Raw genomic sequence first — 16,591 nt, 5'->3', positions numbered from 1 at the left:
TCCCCAGTGGTCTCTTTCTTGTCCAGCGGGCGAATCACGATCTTGACAGGCATGTGAACTCCTCTCAGCTGCCGCCGTTGCCGCCGCTGTCCCCTGTGGTCTCCTTCTTCTCCAGGGGGCGTACCACGATCGCTTCCGGCATATCAACTCCTCGCTGCAGTACGGGATTTGACCTTTCCGAAGCGATCACTGACCGCTCTTGTCAAGGCTGTGCCGGTGGGGTCAGAGTGTCAAGAAGGTGTACGTGTGAAGGAGGGGGCCGGGGTGGCGGAGGCGGTGACGGTCGAGGCGTTCGGGCGGCCCCGGATCAAGCCCGAGCACCGCGCCTACCGCACGGTCGACGGCAACGTCCGCGTCGGCAGCGTGATCCACGGCATCGGCGCGGAGATCGCGGATCCGCAGGGCTGGGTGTGGACGCTGGTCGAGGCGATGGACGGCTCGCGAGGGCCGTCGGAGGTGGTCGCCGAGGTCCTGCGCACTCACCCGGATCTGCCCGGCGAGGACGCCCGCCAGGCGATGGCCGACCTGCTGGCCGCCGGTTTCGTGGACGACGCCCGGGCGTCGGTGCCGGTGCCGCCCCGCGAGGAGGACCGCTACAGCCGTGGTGTTCCCCTCCTCCGCTGGATGGACCTCGCTCCCCGCACCAGCCCCTGGGACGCCCAACTCCGCCTGCGCAAGGCCCGCGTCCTCCTGATCGGTGTCGGCGGCACCGGCGGCCACGCGGCCCAGGCCCTGGTCGCCTCCGGAGTCGGGCACGTCCACTGCGTCGACCCTGACGTGGTCGAGCTCTCCAACCTCAACCGCCAGCCCCTGTACCGCGAGTCCGACCTCGGCCGGCCGAAGGTGGAGGCGGCGGTGGCGACCCTGCGGGCACTGAACTCGGACGTGACGGTGACCGGGGAGCGGAGGGAGGTGGCCCGGCCGGAAGACCTGGCGGAGCTGGTGGCCGGACCACGACAGGCGGGGCGACCCCCGGGCGGGCCACCACCGGTGAGAGCCGCCGGCCGGGACGCGGAGCACCGCACATCCGACGGACGGCCCGGACACGCCGACCCGCCGTCCGGGACCGCCGACGGGCCCGGGCGAGCCGTCTCCTCGTCGATGCCCGCCCCTGCTCTCCCGCCGTCCCGCTACGACCTCCTCGTCCTCGCCGCCGACCGCCCGGACGCGATCCGGCGGTGGACCAACCGGGTCTGTCTGGCGGCCGGGCTGCCTTGGGTCGACGCCGGTTACCGGGGGCCTCTCGTGACCGCCGGGGTGTACGTGCCCGGGCAGGGGGCGTGCTGGGAGTGTCTGCGGGACGGGGAGATCGCCCGGCGGGATCTGCGGCTCGGGCCGGGACAGGACCCCGAGGTCGCCTCGCCGCGGATGCCGTGGAACCCGGCGAGTGCCGTCACCGCCGGGCTCTCGGGGGCCCTGCTCGCGCATGCCGCCCTCGCCCTGCTGACCGGGGTGCCCGCGATGGAGCCGGGCTTCCGCTTCGGCGTGAACCTCATGCTCCCCGGCGACCCCGTCCACCAGCGCACCCCTCGCCACCCGGACTGCCCGGCGTGCGGGGAGCGCGCGTGAACCGGGTACGGCTGCACGCGCTGGACTCCCGCCCCGACGGCGACGAGTGGATCGTGGGCCGCAGGGCGACCGGCCGTTTCGTCGCCCTGCCCGAGGTGGGCAAGCAGGCCCTGGACCTGCTCGGCCAGGGCCTCACCCCGGACGAGGTCGGCGAGCGGCTGCGCGCCCGCACCGGCGACGACGTCGACGTACCGGACTTCGTGGAGGCCCTGCTCGGACTCGGGTTCGTGGCGGAGGTCGACGGCCGCGTGATCGACCAGGAGCCGCCACCGACACCGACGTTGGCGTGGATACGGCCCCGTCATGTGCGCTGGTTGCTGAGTCCCGCCGTCCCCGTGGCGGTCGCCCTGCTGATCGCGGTCACCCTGCTCACCCGCCCTCCGGTGCCGCTCGACTACCGGACCCTGCTGTGGAGTGCCCACGGCAGCGCGGTCGTCGCCCTCGGCGCGGGCGTCGGCTGGGGTCTGCTGCTGCTCCACGAGTGCGCCCATCTGCTGACCGCCCGCGCGACCGGAGCGGCGGGGCGGATGCGGCTCGGGACCCGACTGCAGTTCCTGGTGATGCAGACGGACATCAGCGGGATCGAGCTCGCCCCGCGCCGACACCGGTTGACCGCCTACCTCGCCGGCATCGCGACCAACCTGACCGCCGCCTCCCTGGCCGCACTCGCCGCGGGCGTCACGACCGGCACTCCCCGCCGTGTCCTCGCCGCCGTGGCCCTGCTCGCCCTGCTACCGCTCCCCTTCCAGCTCATGGTCTTCATGCGCACGGACCTGTACTTCGTCCTCCAGGACCTCACGCGCTGCCGCGATCTGTTCGGGGACGGGGTGGCGTACACGAGGTACCGGGCCCGGCGCCTGCTGCGACGCCGGGGCCGCCGTACCGACGACCGGGACCCCAGCCTCGGACTGCCCGCGCACGAACGGCGGGCCGTACGCGTGTACGGCGTGGTGCTGGTCGTCGGCACCGCGCTGTGTCTCGCGTTCTTCGCGGCCGTCACCCTGCCCGCCGACCTCACGCTGTTCGCGCGCGCGGCGGTCAAGTCGGGCACCGGGCGGTCGGCTGGGGACCGGCTGGACGGGATCGCCGTCGTCGTCGCGCTCGGCGGGCTGCACGCCCTGTGGCTGCGCACGTGGTGGCGGGGCCGCAGGCTCAGACGCTGACCATCCCGCCGGTGGCGTTGACGAACGTGCCGGTGATGCCGCCCGCGTGGTCGGAGGCGAGGAACACGGCGGTGGCGGCGATCTCGGCGAGGGTGGGGTTGCGGCGGGTCATGCGCATCCCGGCGAGGTGGTCGATGATGCCCTGGACGGCACTCTCGTCGATGGCCGGGTTGACCGCGGCGAGCTTCTCGACGGTGAACGTCTCCGGTACCCCGGCCACCCACAGGCCCACCGCCCGCACCCCGCTCGGCCCCAGCTCGATCGCGAGGTTGCGCACGAGCGTGTCGATCGCCCCGTCCGCCGGGCCGGTGCCGCCCATCATCGGACTGCCGTGCGCGGAACCGCTGTTGAGGGCGAGGATCACACCGGATCCGCGTGCGGCCATCCGGCGTCCCGCGGCGCGGGCGGTGAGGAAGTTGGCGCGCAGGCCGTTGGTGACCGGCCGCAGGAAGTCCTCGGCGGCCATGTCGACCAGCGGCGCGCCCTGCACATCGCCGCGGGTGACGAGGTTGATGGAGATGTCGATGTCCCCCACCCGCTCGGCGTGCGCCTCCACGGCCGCCTCGTCCAGCGCGTCCACGACGGCGACCTCGGCGTCCTTGATGTCGGCGGCCACGGCCTCCAGCGTCTGCCGGGTCCGGCCGACGAGGTGGACCCTCGCGCCCTGCTCGGCGAAGGCGCGGGCAACGGCCCCGCCGATGGAACCGCCGGCGCCGTACACGATCGCGGTCTTGTCGGTCAGCAGCATGGTGAGCTCCTCGGAAGTGGTGCGTACGTGACGTTCATGCAGACGTATGACTCCGCGGATGCTCATCGGTCGGGAGGTCACAGCCGCAGCGGGAGTCCGAACGCGGGGAAGAGATGCGGCTCGAAGGAGGTGATCTCCACGATCCGGTCGCCCGGGCCGGCCGTGTCGAAGCGCAGGACGTCCAGGACCTGGGCGCGGTAGACGCTGGTCCCGGGCCTGCGGACGTAATTGCCCACCGCGAGCTGCCCGTTGGCGCGGGTGGGCAGGCTGCGCCAGTGGCCCAGGAAGGCCGGTGAAGCGGGGTCGAGGCTGACCCGCACGAAGTCGACGAGCGCGTCCCGGCCGGTGAACCAGAACGGGTTCGGCGGCATGGTGAGGACGACGTCCTCGGCCAGCAGCGCGGCCATCGCGTCGAGGTCGAGCCGCTCGACGGCGGCCATGTACCGCTCCAGCACGGCCTGCTGCTCTCCGGTAGGGGCCGCGGGCCGCCAGTCGGCACGCTCCCTCGGCAGGTGTGCGCGCAGGGTCGGCCGGGCCCTCTGGAGTGCGCTGTTGACCGAGGCCACGCTCATCTCCAGGGCCTCGGCGGTCTCCACGGCGGTCAGTCCGAGCGCGTCCCGCAGGATGAAGGCGGCCCGCTGCCGGGCGGGCAGATGCTGGATCGCGGCCAGGAGGACGAGCTCCAGGGTCTCCCGGGAGACGGCGGAGGCCTCCGGCAACTCCCCTTCCGCAACCGGCAGTTCGCCATCGGGATAGGGCTGCAACCAGGTGACACGGGCGGGTGGTTCACCGTTGCCGTGGTTCATCCCCGGCACCGGCTCATAGCGCTGTGGGCGGCGCGCGGTCCGCCGTAGAAGATCCAGACAGGCGTTGGTGGCGATCCGGTACAGCCAGGTCCGCGCGCTCGCCCGCCCCTGGAACCCGCCCCGGGCCCGCCAGGCCCGCAGGAAGGTCTCCTGCACGAGGTCCTCGGCCTCGTCGTACGACCCCGTCATGCGGTAGCAGTGCACCTGGATCTCACGGCGGTACTGCTCGGTGAGGGCGGCGAAGTCGGTTTCGGCGAGTTCCGTAACGGGAGTGGGTGTGACGGAATCCCCGCAGTCCTCGGTGGTGTCGCGTGCGGTGCGGGCCACGCGCCTCAACTGTGCGACGGAAGCGGACAGTTCGGCGACGGTCGAGTAGAGGGCGTCGGCGGGCTGCGGCACCAGCCGGCCGGCCTGCCGCCCGATGTCGTCGATGAGACCCTGCACGGTGAGACCTTCCGGCTGCCGCCGTTCCCGGTAGGCCTTCTGCCGACAGGCGGCGGAGCAGTACACGGAGCCGCGGCCCGTACGCCCGGCTCGCGCGGCGAGCGGCTTCCCGCACACCGGACAGACGTCTTCGGGCACGTGCGCCTCCGGGAGTTCCGTAACGCGGGATCGGGGTGACGTTATAACGCCCCCGGCGTCACCCGCAGAGCTTCCGGCGCCCTGGCGCCCCTGCCGTCGCGGCGCCGTTGTCTTCGCCGGGGCCGAACGTCCGGACGGCAGTGGACCGCCCGCCGGCCCGATTGAGCAACACGACTTTCCGTCAGCGGTACGTGAGCCATCAACCCGGGACAGCCGAGCACCACGAGGTGCCACGGGCCGCTTCCCTCGCCGTGCGTCCGCTGATCAGACCAGCCGGATGCTGAGCTGGAAACCGAGCTCGCTGAACCCCAGCGCAATTGCCGCCTTCCTGGACGCCGGGATCCTGGCCCGCCACTGAGGCAGAAGGTCCTGCGCGAGCGCATACCGGACCGCGGCGGACCCGGTTGCACGGGCAAGGCCCTTCCCACGCCAGTCAGGCGAAGTCAGCACGCTCACGTGAGCCGTCGATCTCGGCCATGCGCGATAACCGGCGGCAGCAACAACCTGACCGTCGACCCGCAGGACGAACGCGGGCGAGGTGATGTCGGCGAGGCCGGCCTCGCCGGCGTCCTCCGCTCCGGCGGCCTGTTCCAGGGCGTCCAGGCTCGCATGACCGGCGGGCAGTTCCTCCACGCGCAATTCCGCAGACGCCGACGGCCTAAAGCCGTCGGCCGCGACATGGGCGAGTGCGGCAGGCCCAAGAACCTCACCGATCGGGAGAACTTTCCCGACCGCTTCCGGGTCCGTCAGCTCGTCGGCAGGCAGCTCAACCACGGCCTTACGGATCCGAGCAGCGGCCTCTTCGCTCGGAGCCGTCACGATGGCCGCCCCACCCAGGACCACGATGCCCACCCATCCGGGCGGACAGAACCTCGACCGGGGAGAGACGACGACGCTGACCTCGCCCGCCGCGCCGAACGAGACCGGCGCCGACGCGAGCTGCTGCCACAAACCTTGGGCCCTGACCAGCAAGAGATCCTTTGGCATGAACCGATCCTGCCAGGCCCGCGGGATCGAAGGACGTTGACGGGGTCTGCGGGTGACGGCATGATGACCGACTGCGTGGCCTACGCCGAACCTCCCGCGACCGTCCCCAGCACGGTCTCCTGCCGGAGGCAAAGGGACCAGCGTCTCAGGTCGTTGTTGCAGCCCGATCGCCTCGTGCGAGGTTGCTGGGGAGCCGTCGCTCAAGGCGTGGAAGGCCGCGATGACAGCCCGTAGAAACTTCAAGCGCCAGGTGCGTGCCCGCGCAGCGAAGACCGGCGAGTCCTACACGTCCGCCCTGCGGCACTTCCTTCCGACTCCCTCAGGAGACGTCATGTCGGAAGCAAGGAACTTCAAAAGCGTGCGGCTCGCCGTAGCGCAGACCCCCGTACGCGAGGACCCCCGAGACGTTGAAGCGCTGCGCGAAAGCGGGCGTGAGGTCCGTGCTCTGATGCGCGAGGCCGGCGCTCAGGGAGCGAGGATCGTGCATTTTCCGGAAGGCGCGATCTGCTTTCCCAGCAAGCTTGTCATGTCCGTCGACGGCCCGGACGCGGTCGGCCCGGCGGACTGGGACCGGTGCCGGTGGCCCGTGCTCCGATCGGAGTTGGCCGCGATCGCCGAGCTGGCCCGCGAGTTGCGGCTGTGGACGGTGATCCCGTCGGTGCACCGCTTGAGCGGCCCGAACCGCCCGCACAACAGCCTCTATGTCATCTCCGACCGCGGCGAGGTCGTCACGCGTTATGACGAGCGCCTGCTGTCGAAGACGAAGGTCTCCTACATGTACTCGCCGGGCGTCTCACCGGTGACCTTCGAGGTCGACGGTGTGCGCTTCGGCTGCCTGCTCGGCATGGAGATCCACTACCCGGAGTTGTTCGCGGAATACGAGAGGCTGGATGTCGACTGCGTCCTGTTCTCCACAAGCGGCACCCCGGGGAACACCGCCGCCCAAGCACAAGGCCACGCCACGGTCAACAGCTACTGGGTCAGCCTGTCAGTGCCCGCACAGCACAACGCACCGTCCGGAATCGTCGCTCCCAACGGCGACTGGCTTGCGCGGTGCCGCGCGGACGGCTCGCCATCGGTAGCCGTCGTGAACCTCGACGACAGTTCCGAGGCCGCCGCCGACGCAGTGACCTACGGGCGCCCCTGGCGTCGTGAGGCACGCTCGGGCATCTACTCGGAGCATCAGGTGAGCGACCCGCGCAGCGAAGACCGGACATCGGCCTTCTAGCTCAGAACCAGAATCCGCGGGGTTCGCGGCGCACGGGATGGCTCCGGGCGCCGCGAACACCTCGGTTTCAGTCCGTCCCGCACCTTGGCGGAACAGCGGACGAGTTGACAGCCAGGGCCGCACCCCCAACCCGCAGCGCTTCCGGCTTCCAGCGCCCTCGCGCCCCCGCGTCGGACCCGTCAGATCTGCCGCAGCGCCGTACTCGCCGGGTCCGCCTGTCGGGGGTTGACTTCACCGGGGCCGAACGACCGGCCGGCAGTGGGCCGCACGCCCAGCTGTCCCGCCACCGTCGCGCCGAAGGCCAGTGCCATGCCCGCCAGTTGGACCGGCGTCAGGCTCTGGCCGAGTGCCGCCCAGCCGACGACCGCGGCGGTCAGCGGGGACAGCGGGCCGAGGAAGGTGACCTGGGTCGCGGTGAGACGGCCGATGCCGCGGAACCAGAGCCAGTACGCCACCGCCGTGTTCGCCAGCGCGAGGTAGAGGTAGCCGCCGACCGCAGGGCCGTCGAGGGCGGGCGGGGCGCCCTCGACGAGGAGAGCGAGGGGCGCGATGAGCAGGCCGCCGGCGGTGAGCTGCCAGGCGGTGAGGGCGAGCGGGCCCACGCCGTCGGGGCGGCCCCAGCGCTTGGTCAGCACGGTGCCGGCGGACATGGAGGCAGCGGAGGTGAACGCCGCCGCCACGCCGACGACGTCCAGGGCTCCGGCCGCCTTGAGCACGACCAGGCTGACGCCGAACGCGGCCACTAGTCCGGTGAGCACGCTCCTGGCCGTGGGCCGCTGTCCCAGCAGCACCGCCGACAGCCCGACGACGATCAGCGGCCCGACCGACCCGACCACCGCGGCCATCCCGCCCGGCAGCCGGTACGCCGACAGGAACAGCAACGGGAAGAAGGCCCCGATGTTCAACGCCCCGAGCACGGTCGCCTTCCCCCACCACACACCGCGGGGCAGCACCCGGGCGAGGCCGAGCAGCACCAGCCCGGCGGGCAGGGCGCGCATCAATCCGGTGAACAGGGGACGGTCGGCGGGGAGGAACTCGGTGGTGACGGCGTAGGTGGTGCCCCAGGAGACGGGGGCGAGGGCGGTGAGGAGGACGGTGGCGGCTCGGTTCATGGTCGGTGTACTCATGGGTCCCCCTCGTAACTGGCTTGGCGACAAGTAGCTTACCCCTAAGCTACTTTTCCGCAAGTCACTTTCTTGCGGGCGACCCTGAGCCTGCGGATACTCGGCACATGAGTGCACAGCGCAAGGACGCCGTCGACACGATCATCGACCAGTGGGCGGCCGTGCGGCCCGACCTCGACACCAGGGCCATGGAGGTCTTCGGGCGGATCTACCGCCTCTCCCGCGCCATGGGCGACCGAGCGGAGAAGGCGTACGCCCCCTACGGCATCTCCCGCGGCGAATTCGACGTCCTCGCCACTCTCCGCCGCGCCGGCGAGCCGTACACCCTCTCCCCCCGCCAGCTCTCCTCGACGCTGATGCTCACCACGGGCGGCATGACGGGCCGTCTCGACAAACTGGAACGCGCCGCCCTCCTTCGCCGCTCCCCCGACCCCCACGACCGCCGAGGCCTCCAAGTGACCCTGACGGAGAAGGGGTTGACCGTCATCGACGAGGCGGTGGGAGCGGGCCTGGCGGCCCAGACGGTGGCCCTGTCCACCCTCGACGACGAACAGGCCGGCCAACTGGCCGACCTGTTGCGGGAGTTGCTCGCAGGAACTCAGGGATCACAGCAGCATTAGTCACCCACGTGGGCGGCCAACGCCGCCTGCACGGCCGCTTCGTCCGCGTCCTCCGCCGCCCACCCCACATACCCGTCAGGCCGTACCAGCACGGTCGTGCGGCGTCCACTCGCCCAGCGCTCCACCGTGAGGCGGCCCTTGCGGGCGTCCCGGTCGTCGTGGCCCTCGGGGGTGATCAGGACGAAGTGGCCGCCGCGCAGGGACTCGTGGAGGCGGCCGCCGTCCGCGAGAGCCACGTCGGGGACGCGGGTGCCGGTCAGGGGGTGGGAGCCGCGGGGGGCCGCGTACCGGTAGCCGATGCCGGTGAGCCGGCCGAGCATGCGGCGGCGGGCCGGGGTGGCGTGGTCGAGGACGGTGGTGAGGAGGGCGCGCAGGGCCAGTTCCCAGGGGCGCTTGGCCATCGCGAGGCGGACGATGCCGCCGCTGCTGCGCAGGACCGACCTGCCCACGGGGTGGCGTTCCGACTGGTAGGTGTCCAGGAGTTCGGGGCCCGCGTGGCCGCCCATCACCTGGGCCAGCTTCCAGCTCAGGTTCGCCGCGTCCTGGAGGCCGGTGTTCATGCCCTGGCCGCCCGCCGGGGTGTGGACGTGGGCGGCGTCGCCGGCCAGGAAGACCCGGCCCACCCGGTAGGCGGGGGCCTGGCGTTCGTCGCTGTGGAAGCGGGACATCCAGCGGGCGTCGTGCATCCCGAAGTCGCGGCCCAGGGCGAGCCGGGTGACCTCCTTGATCTCGTCGAGGTCGAGGGGCTCGCTGTCGGGGACGTCGCGGGCGCGGTTCCAGGCGATGACGCGGTGGTAGCCGTCGCCGAAGGGGGCGATGAAGGCGAAGGCGTCACCCACGGCGTTGACGGTGAGCAGGGTCTCGGGCCGCTCGGCGAGGCGCACGTCGGCGAGGACCACCGAGCGGATCACCGAGTGACCGGGGAAGGGCAGACCGATCGCGTCGCGTACGGCGCTGCGCATGCCGTCGGCACCCACGAGGTACTCGGCGCGGAGGGACTCCGTGGACCCGTCCGGACCCCTGACCTCGACCGTCACGCCGTTCCCGTCCTGGGACAGGCCCGTCACCTCGGTCTCGTACCGGAAGTCGACGCCGGCCTCCACCGCCCGCCGCTCCAGGGCCTTCTCGACCTCGTACTGCGGGAGGACCAGAAGGTGGTGGAAACGGGAGGGGAGGTCGTCGAGGTCGATGGTCAGGCGGCCGAACAGGCGCAGTGTGTCCAGACGCTGCCCCAGCGCCTCCAGGTCGTCGGCCAGGGCCCGGGCGTCGAGCTGTTCGAGGGTGCGGGCGTGCAGGACGAAGGCGCGCGAGAGGTTGCTGATCCTGTGCGGGCGCCTCTCGACGACGGTGACGGGGACACCGGCGGTGGCCAGGTCACCGGCCAGGAGCAGGCCGGTGGGGCCGGAGCCGACGACGATCACGGGGGTGTCGTTCATGGTGGCCTCCTGTTGCCAACGCTTGTTTGCCAACACTCGTTGACGAAAGTAGCGCGGCCGTCCCGACGGGTCAACACTTGTTGGCCAACGAGTGTTGGCATAGGCTCACGGGCATGAACGGCAGCAACAGCGCAGACCCCGGCTCTTCAGGCGTGCGTCGCCGCTCCGACGCCACCCGCACCGCGATCCTCGCCGCCGCCCGTGAGCGTTTCGCCGCCGACGGCTACGAGCGGGCCACCATCCGCGCCATCGCCAGGGACGCGCGCATCGATCCGTCCATGGTGATGCGCTATTACGGCAACAAGGAGGGCCTGTTCGCGGCGGCCGTCTCCGTCGAACTGGAGCTGCCGGAGCCCGGCTCACTGCCCCGGCACGACATCGGCCGCGCCCTCGTGACGCGCTTCCTCGACCTGTGGGAGGAGAACGAGGTGCTCACCGCGCTGCTGCGGGTCGGCGCGACCAATCAGGCGGGGGCCGAGCGGATGCAGGGCGTCTTCCGGGAGCAGGTGATGCCGGTCGCCCTGCTGGCGTGTCCGGACCCCGAACAGGCTCCCGCGCGGGCCGCGCTCGCCGCCACGCAGCTGCTGGGGCTGGCGCTGACCCGGTACGTCCTGCGGTTTCCGCCGACCGTGGCACTGACGCGCGAGGAGATCGTGGCGTGGCTCGCGCCCACGGTGCAGCGGTATCTCACGGCGCCGAGCCCCTGAGAACGCGCCGGGGCGCCGGCCTCGCCCACGTACGGCTGAGGCGCGTACGAGTGGCGGGGTCGGCGCCCAGGCGACGTGGGGTCAGGCCTTGGAGGCGGCCTTGGGCTTGCTCTTGGGGGCGAGCACGCGGTGCTCCGCCTTGGACTTGTCCAGGACCATCACCAGGCCGGCGATGACCGCGAACAGCCCGAGCGGGGCCACGACGAAGAGGCCCAGCGTCTCGATGACACTCAGGCCCGAGCCGGGGTCGTCGCCATCGTCGCGGACCAGCGCGGAGGCGGGGGACGACATGAGCAGCATCATCAGCGTCGTACCGGCCACCAGGGCGCCGGCGCGCAGGGCGTTCTTCTTGTCCACGGAGTCAAAGTATCCAACCGCGGTTCGGGCCGCGCGCCCGGGGTGCCGTATGAGGCGCCCGGGCCTTGCGAGCGCCCGCCACTACGGCGCCGGCAGCCCGCCCCTGACGCCCACAGCTCACCCCTACGGCACCCGCAGCACCTCCACCAGCGCATGCAACCGCGGCGACGCCGCCAGGTCCTCCAGCGTCACCACCCGCCCCTCCCCGTCCGCGATCGGCAACCGCCAGTTCGGATACTGGTCCCACGTCCCCGGCAGGTTCTGCGGCCGGCGGTCCCCCACCGTGTCCGGCAGCCAGATGCCCACCATCCGGGCCGGGGTGTTCAGCAGGAACCGGTGGACGGCCTGGATCTGGGCCTCCTCCGAGGAGGGGTCGGCGCCGCCCCCCGTGCCGTGCAGCAGACCGAGCCGGGCCAGCAGCTCCAGCCACTCCCCCGCATCCGCCGAGGCCTCCGCGCGTTCCTCGTCCAGCGGCCGGGTCAACAGGCCGAGGCTGTCCCGGAGTTCGACGTGCTCACCGGTGAGGCGAGACGCCGTCGGCGGCAGGTCGTGCGTGGTCGCCGTCGCCAGACAGTCCGCCCGCCAGCGCTCGGGCGGCAGCGGACGCCCGTCGCCCTCCCAGTCCCGTTCGAACCACAGCACCGACGTCCCCAGCACGCCGCGCTCGCGCAGCACCTCCCGCACACCGGGTTCGACCGTGCCGAGGTCCTCCCCGATCACCACCGCCCCGGCCCGCGACGCCTCCAGGACAAGCACGGCGAGCATCGCCTCCGCGTCGTAGCGGACGTATGTGCCCTCCGTCGGCGGCCGCCCCTGCGGGACCCACCACAGCCGGAACAGGCCCATGACATGGTCGATGCGCAGCGCGCCGGCGTACCGGAACAGGGCCCGCAGCAACTGCCGGTACGGCGCGTACCCCGACTCCGCCAGCCGGTCCGGGCGCCACGGCGGCAGCCCCCAGTCCTGGCCGCGCGCGTTGAAGGCGTCCGGCGGCGCTCCTACGGACATCCCGGCGGCGAAGTACGCCTGCTGGGCCCACGCGTCCGCGCCCTCGGGATGCACGCCCACCGCGAGGTCGTGGACGACACCCACCGGCATCCCCGCCTCCCGCGCGACCCGCTGGGCGGCGCCGAGCTGGCTCTCGGTGAGCCAGGCGAGGCGGGAATGGAAGTCGACGCGGTCCATCAACTCACCGCGGGCGCTGGCCGTCTCGGCCGAGCGCGGGTCGCGGAGGCCGGCCGGCCAGCGGCTCCAGTCCGAGCCGTGCACCTCCGCCAGCGCGCACCAGGTCGCGTGGTCCTCCAGGGCCTCGCCGCCCTCGGCGAGGTAGTCGGCGTAGGCGGCGCGACGGCCGGGTCCGAGAGGGACCTCGCGGACGAGTTCCAGCGCGTCCCGCTTCAGCTCCCACACCGCGTCCCGGTCGATCAACGCGCCCTTGTCCAGCACCGCTTCCCGCAGCCGCTCGGCCCGCTCGCGCAGGGCCCGCAGCCGGTCGGGGTCCGCGACCTGGACGTACTCGGGAATGTCCTCGATCCGCAGATGCACCGGGTCGGGGAAGCGGCGCGAGGACGGCCGGTAGGGCGACGGGTCGGTGGGGGCGCCGGGCACCGCCGCATGCAGCGGGTTGACCTGGACGAAGCCGGCGCCGAGGGCGCGCCCCGCCCAGGAGGTCAGTTCGGCGAGGTCGCCGAGGTCACCCATGCCCCAGGACCGGTGCGAGAGGAGGGAGTAGAGCTGGACGAGCAGGCCGTACGACCGCCCGGGCGGCGACGGCAGCCGGGGCGGGGCCACGATCAGGTGGCCGTCGGCGGTGCGGCCGTCGGGGGCGGTGGCGGTCAGCCGGTGGACGCCGGGCGGGAGTTGGTCGGCGGCGGAGCGGGTCTCGCCCTGTTCGGTCGCGATACGCAACCGGGTGCCCTGGGGCAGGTCGGCCACGAAGGCGGGCGGGCTGCCGCCCCAGCACACCACCGTCGGCGGCAGCAGGCGCTCGCGCAGCTCACGCTCACGGGCCGCGAGCGCGGCGGCCGGGTCGCCCGCATCGACGCCGAGGGCGGCCAGGGCCAGCGTGACGGCGGTGGCGGAGGCGGCGACCGTACGGTCCGGGGAAGGCTGGTAGGAGGTCGCGACGCCGTACGACTCGGCGAGGCGGGACAGCTCCGGACCGGGGGGCGCCGTCATCTACGGCTCCAGGTATGCGTCGGACTCGCTGATCAGGTGGGCGGCGTCGGCGAGCGGCGGTTCGCTGGTCAGGGGCTCGGCGTCGGGCAGGGGCGGTTCGCTGGTGAGCGGGGTCTCCGTGCAGGCGCCCTCGGCGCTGAAGACACAGAAGTGTTCAGCGGGCGCCTCGGGTTTGGACAGGGCCGAGAGCAGAAGGTGTGCCGATGCGGCCACGGGGGCCTCCTTGTCGAGTACGACGACGGGGGTTACCGCAGGCCTACCCACAGGACGCGACGGCAGACGTACCGGAGGGGAGAACGTGCTTTTCATCATGGTGCGCCGATCACTCATCCCTTGATCACCCGATCACTATTCACTCAATACATATACGTGATGCATACTGATCGCCATGAGCACCCGCCACATCCTGCTGGGGCTGCTCGCCGGAGGGCCGAGCCATGGCTACGACCTCAAGCGACGCCACGACGACCGTTTCCCCGAGGCCCGTCCACTGGCCTACGGGCAGGTCTACACGACCCTGCAGCGCCTGGTCCGGGACGGTCTCGCCGAGGTCGACGGAACCGAGTCGGACGGCGGCCCGGAGCGCACCAGGTACCGCTCGACCGAGGCGGGGACGCGTGAACTGGACCGGTGGGCCGGGCAGATCGCCCCGCCCGCGCCCTTCGTGACCAACGAGATCTTCGCCAAGGTCGTCGTCTCGATCCTGGCCGGCGGCGACCCGGACGCCTATCTCCGGGCCCAGCGCGCCGCCCACATGGCCCGGATGCGGGAGCTCACGGCGGTCAAGACCGCCCACGGGGCCGACCTCGCCACCGTGCTCTCGGCGGACTACGCCCTCAACCACCTCGATGCCGACCTCCGCTGGATGAACACGACGGCGGCCCGGCTCACCACTCTGACCGCGGAGGTCGACGCAGCATGAACACCACGGGGGAGAACCCGGTGCCGCTCCTCGCGGCCCGCGACCTCGTCAAGGCGTACGGCAGGTCCGAGGCCCTGCGGGGCGCCTCGGTCGGGCTGGACGCCGGCGAGATCCTCGCCGTCACCGGCACCAGCGGCAGCGGGAAATCGACCCTGCTGCACTGCCTGGCCGGGATCGTGCGGCCGGACGCCGGTTCGGTGTCCTACGGCGGTGCGCGCCTCGACGAACTGCCCGAGAAGCGGCTGAGCGAGCTGCGCCGGACGGAGTTCGGCGTGGTCTTCCAGTTCGGGCAGCTCATCCCCGAGCTGACGGCGGTCGACAACGTGGCGCTGCCGCTGCTGCTCGCGGGCGTCTCCCGGGCCGACGCCCACACGCGGGCCGGTGAGTGGCTGGAGCGGTTCGGGGTGCGCGGCCAGGCCGGTCTCCGGCCCGGCGAGATGAGCGGCGGCCAGGCCCAGCGGACCGCGCTGGCCCGCGCCCTGATCACCCGGCCGAAGGTGGTCTTCGCGGACGAGCCGACCGGCGCGCTGGACTCCCTGTCGACCGAGCAGGTCATGACGGCCCTGGTCCACACGGCCCGCGAGTCCGGCACGGCGGTCCTGCTGATCACCCATGACGCCCAGGTGGCGGCGTACGCGGACCGCGAGGTACGGATGGCCGACGGAGCCGTGGCCCCGGTGGGGGTGACGGCGTGACACGCGACCTCAGGACCAGCGGCGTCCTGGTCACCGATCTTCGTATGGCCTGGCTGCTCACCCGCGGTTCCGACCGGCGGGAGTGGTGGCGGGTCGGGCTCACGGCCCTGGGCGCGGCGCTCGCGACCGGGTTCGCGCTGGCCGCCGTCTCCCTCGCCTCACTCCAGGGGCAGTACGCCATCCCCGTCGGCGCGGGTCTCCTCGACGAACCCGGCACCCGCGCCGGCGTGATCGTCAGCCTGCTGCTCCTGCTGGTGCCCGTCCTCGGTTTTCTCGGCCAGTGCGCCCGGATCGGAGCCGTGCACCGCGACCGGCGTCTCGCGGGGCTGCGGCTGGCGGGCGCCTCGTCCGCCCGGGTACGGCGGATCTCCGCGCTGGAGACGGGCCTGGCCTGTCTGCTCGGTTCGGCGCTCGCGACGGTCGTCTCGGTGGTGGTGCTGCTGGGCCAGTGGCAGAGCCCGACCGCTCTCACCTGGGCCGGGATCGCGGTGATCGGCCTTGGCGTGCCGGTGCTGGGCGCGAGTGCGGGTGCGCTGGCACTGCGCCGGGTGGTCGCCTCCCCGCTGGGATGGGTGCGGCGGGTGCGGTCGCGCTCGCGACGGACGTCGGGGCTGCTGTCCGCGGGCGGAGTGCTGCTCGTGGCCGCCCTGGCTCCGGTCGCCGTGGCCGTGACCTCCAGCGGTAGCCCGCGCGGCAGCAGGTCGCCGTTCGAAGGTGGACCGCTGATCGTGGCCGGTCTGCTCGTCGTGGTCGGCGCGGCCGCGGTGGGACTTGTCGGGGGGACGGCGGGGCTGATGGGCCGGGTGCTCGCGCGCCGGGCCCGTACGGCGGCGACGCTGATCGCGGCGGAGCGGCTGCGCGAGGACCCGTGGGCGGCGGCCCGTACCCATGCGGCGGTGCTCCTGGTGACGGCCGTCGGGACGGGCTTCGTGGGCGTCCGTCAGGCACTGAACGCCGAGCTGGACCAGACGCGGTACCTCGCGGCGGACCGCTCCTTCTACACCGCAGGCCTGGACCTGACCGCCGCCGCGATCCTCGTCGCCCTGGCGATCACCCTCGGCGGCCTCGCGGTCGGCACCGTCGAGTCCCTGGCCACCCGGCGCCGGGGCCTGGCCGCGCAGGCAGCCGCCGGGGTGCCGCGCGAAGTGCTCGGCCGGGCGCTGCTCCTGGAGACCGCCCTGCCGCTCGCCCCCGCACTCCTGCTGGGCGGGGCCGGAGGCATGGCGATCGGCGTCTGGTACGCCCGGCTCACCATGAACGGGTCACCCGGCACGCCGTACGCCGCCCTCCTGGTGCCGCTCGGGGTGTACGCGGCCTGCCTCCTGGCCGCCGCCACCTCGCTGCCGCTGCTGAACCGCTCGGTCCGTCCGGCGGAACTCAGGTACACGTGAGCCGGTGATCTTCCGGTCCAGGAGGTACGGGGGGCCTCCTGGGCCGGAACCCTGCCGCGTGCGGCAACACAAAAGCCC

16 protein-coding genes are annotated in these 16,591 nt (G+C 72.6%); 8 read left to right on the top strand and 8 right to left on the bottom strand.

From position 1 onward, the window contains the following. The first annotated feature begins 306 nt into the window (after positions 1 to 306). Positions 307 to 1,569: a HesA/MoeB/ThiF family protein gene (locus AQJ46_RS10470; protein WP_059205820.1), complete on the top strand. Its 1,263-nt coding sequence runs from the start codon at positions 307 to 309 to the stop codon at positions 1,567 to 1,569. Then, positions 1,566 to 2,732 (top strand): hypothetical protein, encoded by a 1,167-nt coding sequence (locus AQJ46_RS10465; protein ID WP_059205305.1) that lies wholly within the window; start codon positions 1,566 to 1,568, stop codon positions 2,730 to 2,732. Before AQJ46_RS10470 ends, AQJ46_RS10465 begins: the two co-directional genes overlap by 4 nt. Here AQJ46_RS10465 and AQJ46_RS10460 read toward each other — a convergent pair. From AQJ46_RS10460 to AQJ46_RS10450, 3 genes are all read right to left on the bottom strand, one after another. Then, the gene (locus AQJ46_RS10460) at positions 2,722 to 3,480 is read right to left on the bottom strand and encodes an SDR family NAD(P)-dependent oxidoreductase (RefSeq protein ID WP_059205304.1); all 759 of its coding nucleotides are present in this window, start codon (positions 3,478 to 3,480) and stop codon (positions 2,722 to 2,724) included. The two genes, AQJ46_RS10465 and AQJ46_RS10460, sit on opposite strands and share 11 nt — an antisense overlap. A 77-nt stretch (positions 3,481 to 3,557) precedes the next feature. Further along, on the bottom strand, positions 3,558 to 4,868 hold the full coding sequence (locus AQJ46_RS10455) for a sigma-70 family RNA polymerase sigma factor (RefSeq protein WP_059205303.1): 1,311 nt from the start codon (positions 4,866 to 4,868) through the stop codon (positions 3,558 to 3,560). Positions 4,869 to 5,132: 264 nt separating this feature from the next. Then, complete coding sequence (locus AQJ46_RS10450) at positions 5,133 to 5,855, bottom strand: GNAT family N-acetyltransferase (RefSeq protein ID WP_059205302.1); 723 nt, start codon at positions 5,853 to 5,855, stop codon at positions 5,133 to 5,135. 358 nt (positions 5,856 to 6,213) lie between these two features. On the opposite strand from AQJ46_RS10450, the gene AQJ46_RS10445 reads away from it, so the two are divergent. Then, on the top strand, positions 6,214 to 7,083 hold the full coding sequence (locus AQJ46_RS10445; RefSeq protein WP_225887293.1) for a carbon-nitrogen hydrolase family protein: 870 nt from the start codon (positions 6,214 to 6,216) through the stop codon (positions 7,081 to 7,083). A 179-nt stretch (positions 7,084 to 7,262) separates the two neighbouring features. Here AQJ46_RS10445 and AQJ46_RS10440 read toward each other — a convergent pair whose 3' ends face one another. Then, the gene (locus AQJ46_RS10440) at positions 7,263 to 8,210 is read right to left on the bottom strand and encodes an EamA family transporter (protein WP_059205300.1); all 948 of its coding nucleotides are present in this window, start codon (positions 8,208 to 8,210) and stop codon (positions 7,263 to 7,265) included. A 104-nt stretch (positions 8,211 to 8,314) separates the two neighbouring features. On the opposite strand from AQJ46_RS10440, the gene AQJ46_RS10435 reads away from it, so the two are divergent. Further along, the gene (locus AQJ46_RS10435; protein ID WP_059205299.1) at positions 8,315 to 8,827 is read left to right on the top strand and encodes a MarR family winged helix-turn-helix transcriptional regulator; all 513 of its coding nucleotides are present in this window, start codon (positions 8,315 to 8,317) and stop codon (positions 8,825 to 8,827) included. On the opposite strand, the gene AQJ46_RS10430 is transcribed toward AQJ46_RS10435, so the two are convergent. Beyond that, positions 8,824 to 10,263 carry an FAD-dependent monooxygenase gene (locus AQJ46_RS10430; RefSeq protein WP_059205298.1) on the bottom strand — a complete coding sequence of 480 codons (1,440 nt, stop codon included), beginning with the start codon at positions 10,261 to 10,263 and terminating at the stop codon, positions 8,824 to 8,826. The genes AQJ46_RS10435 and AQJ46_RS10430 overlap by 4 nt on opposite strands. 113 nt (positions 10,264 to 10,376) lie before the next feature. On the opposite strand from AQJ46_RS10430, the gene AQJ46_RS10425 reads away from it, so the two are divergent. Next, positions 10,377 to 10,970, top strand: coding sequence for a TetR/AcrR family transcriptional regulator (locus AQJ46_RS10425; protein ID WP_059205297.1), 594 nt, complete (start codon positions 10,377 to 10,379; stop codon positions 10,968 to 10,970). 81 nt (positions 10,971 to 11,051) lie between these two features. Here AQJ46_RS10425 and AQJ46_RS10420 read toward each other — a convergent pair whose 3' ends face one another. The 3 genes from AQJ46_RS10420 to AQJ46_RS10410 form a co-directional block, all read right to left on the bottom strand. Further along, positions 11,052 to 11,327: a hypothetical protein gene (locus AQJ46_RS10420; protein WP_059205296.1), complete on the bottom strand. Its 276-nt coding sequence runs from the start codon at positions 11,325 to 11,327 to the stop codon at positions 11,052 to 11,054. A 123-nt stretch (positions 11,328 to 11,450) separates the two neighbouring features. Beyond that, complete coding sequence (malQ, locus tag AQJ46_RS10415) at positions 11,451 to 13,505, bottom strand: 4-alpha-glucanotransferase (protein WP_059205295.1); 2,055 nt, start codon at positions 13,503 to 13,505, stop codon at positions 11,451 to 11,453. Beyond that, positions 13,506 to 13,718, bottom strand: coding sequence for a hypothetical protein (locus AQJ46_RS10410; RefSeq protein ID WP_057609534.1), 213 nt, complete (start codon positions 13,716 to 13,718; stop codon positions 13,506 to 13,508). A 175-nt stretch (positions 13,719 to 13,893) separates the two neighbouring features. Here AQJ46_RS10410 and AQJ46_RS10405 point away from each other — a divergent pair, with 175 nt between their 5' ends. From AQJ46_RS10405 to AQJ46_RS10395, 3 genes are read left to right on the top strand one after another with little or no spacing between them, the layout of a single operon-like run. Then, positions 13,894 to 14,427: a PadR family transcriptional regulator gene (locus tag AQJ46_RS10405; RefSeq protein ID WP_059205294.1), complete on the top strand. Its 534-nt coding sequence runs from the start codon at positions 13,894 to 13,896 to the stop codon at positions 14,425 to 14,427. After that, positions 14,424 to 15,122: an ABC transporter ATP-binding protein gene (locus AQJ46_RS10400; protein WP_059205293.1), complete on the top strand. Its 699-nt coding sequence runs from the start codon at positions 14,424 to 14,426 to the stop codon at positions 15,120 to 15,122. The genes AQJ46_RS10405 and AQJ46_RS10400 overlap by 4 nt, the downstream gene beginning before the upstream one ends. Positions 15,123 to 15,166: 44 nt before the next feature. Next, on the top strand, positions 15,167 to 16,513 hold the full coding sequence (locus AQJ46_RS10395) for a hypothetical protein (RefSeq protein ID WP_059205819.1): 1,347 nt from the start codon (positions 15,167 to 15,169) through the stop codon (positions 16,511 to 16,513). Positions 16,514 to 16,591 lie beyond the last annotated feature (78 nt).

This window comes from Streptomyces canus (assembly GCF_001514145.1).
Classification (GTDB): Bacteria; Actinomycetota; Actinomycetes; order Streptomycetales; family Streptomycetaceae; genus Streptomyces; species Streptomyces canus.
Note: the sequence above shows the minus strand (reverse complement) of the source record. Positions and strands in the feature narration are given on the sequence as shown.

What these genes read in the sequence shown, in the direction of transcription:
- malQ (WP_059205295.1), bottom strand. Translation starts at nt 13,505, where the DNA reads ATGACGGCGCCCCCCGGTCCGGAGCTGTCCCGCCTCGCCGAGTCGTAC.
- AQJ46_RS10435 (WP_059205299.1), top strand. Translation starts at nt 8,315, where the DNA reads ATGAGTGCACAGCGCAAGGACGCCGTCGACACGATCATCGACCAGTGG.
- AQJ46_RS10450 (WP_059205302.1), bottom strand. Translation starts at nt 5,855, where the DNA reads ATGCCAAAGGATCTCTTGCTGGTCAGGGCCCAAGGTTTGTGGCAGCAG.
- AQJ46_RS10440 (WP_059205300.1), bottom strand. Translation starts at nt 8,210, where the DNA reads ATGAGTACACCGACCATGAACCGAGCCGCCACCGTCCTCCTCACCGCC.
- AQJ46_RS10460 (WP_059205304.1), bottom strand. Translation starts at nt 3,480, where the DNA reads ATGCTGCTGACCGACAAGACCGCGATCGTGTACGGCGCCGGCGGTTCC.
- AQJ46_RS10405 (WP_059205294.1), top strand. Translation starts at nt 13,894, where the DNA reads ATGAGCACCCGCCACATCCTGCTGGGGCTGCTCGCCGGAGGGCCGAGC.
- AQJ46_RS10400 (WP_059205293.1), top strand. Translation starts at nt 14,424, where the DNA reads ATGAACACCACGGGGGAGAACCCGGTGCCGCTCCTCGCGGCCCGCGAC.
- AQJ46_RS10430 (WP_059205298.1), bottom strand. Translation starts at nt 10,263, where the DNA reads ATGAACGACACCCCCGTGATCGTCGTCGGCTCCGGCCCCACCGGCCTG.
- AQJ46_RS10395 (WP_059205819.1), top strand. Translation starts at nt 15,167, where the DNA reads ATGGCCTGGCTGCTCACCCGCGGTTCCGACCGGCGGGAGTGGTGGCGG.
- AQJ46_RS10425 (WP_059205297.1), top strand. Translation starts at nt 10,377, where the DNA reads ATGAACGGCAGCAACAGCGCAGACCCCGGCTCTTCAGGCGTGCGTCGC.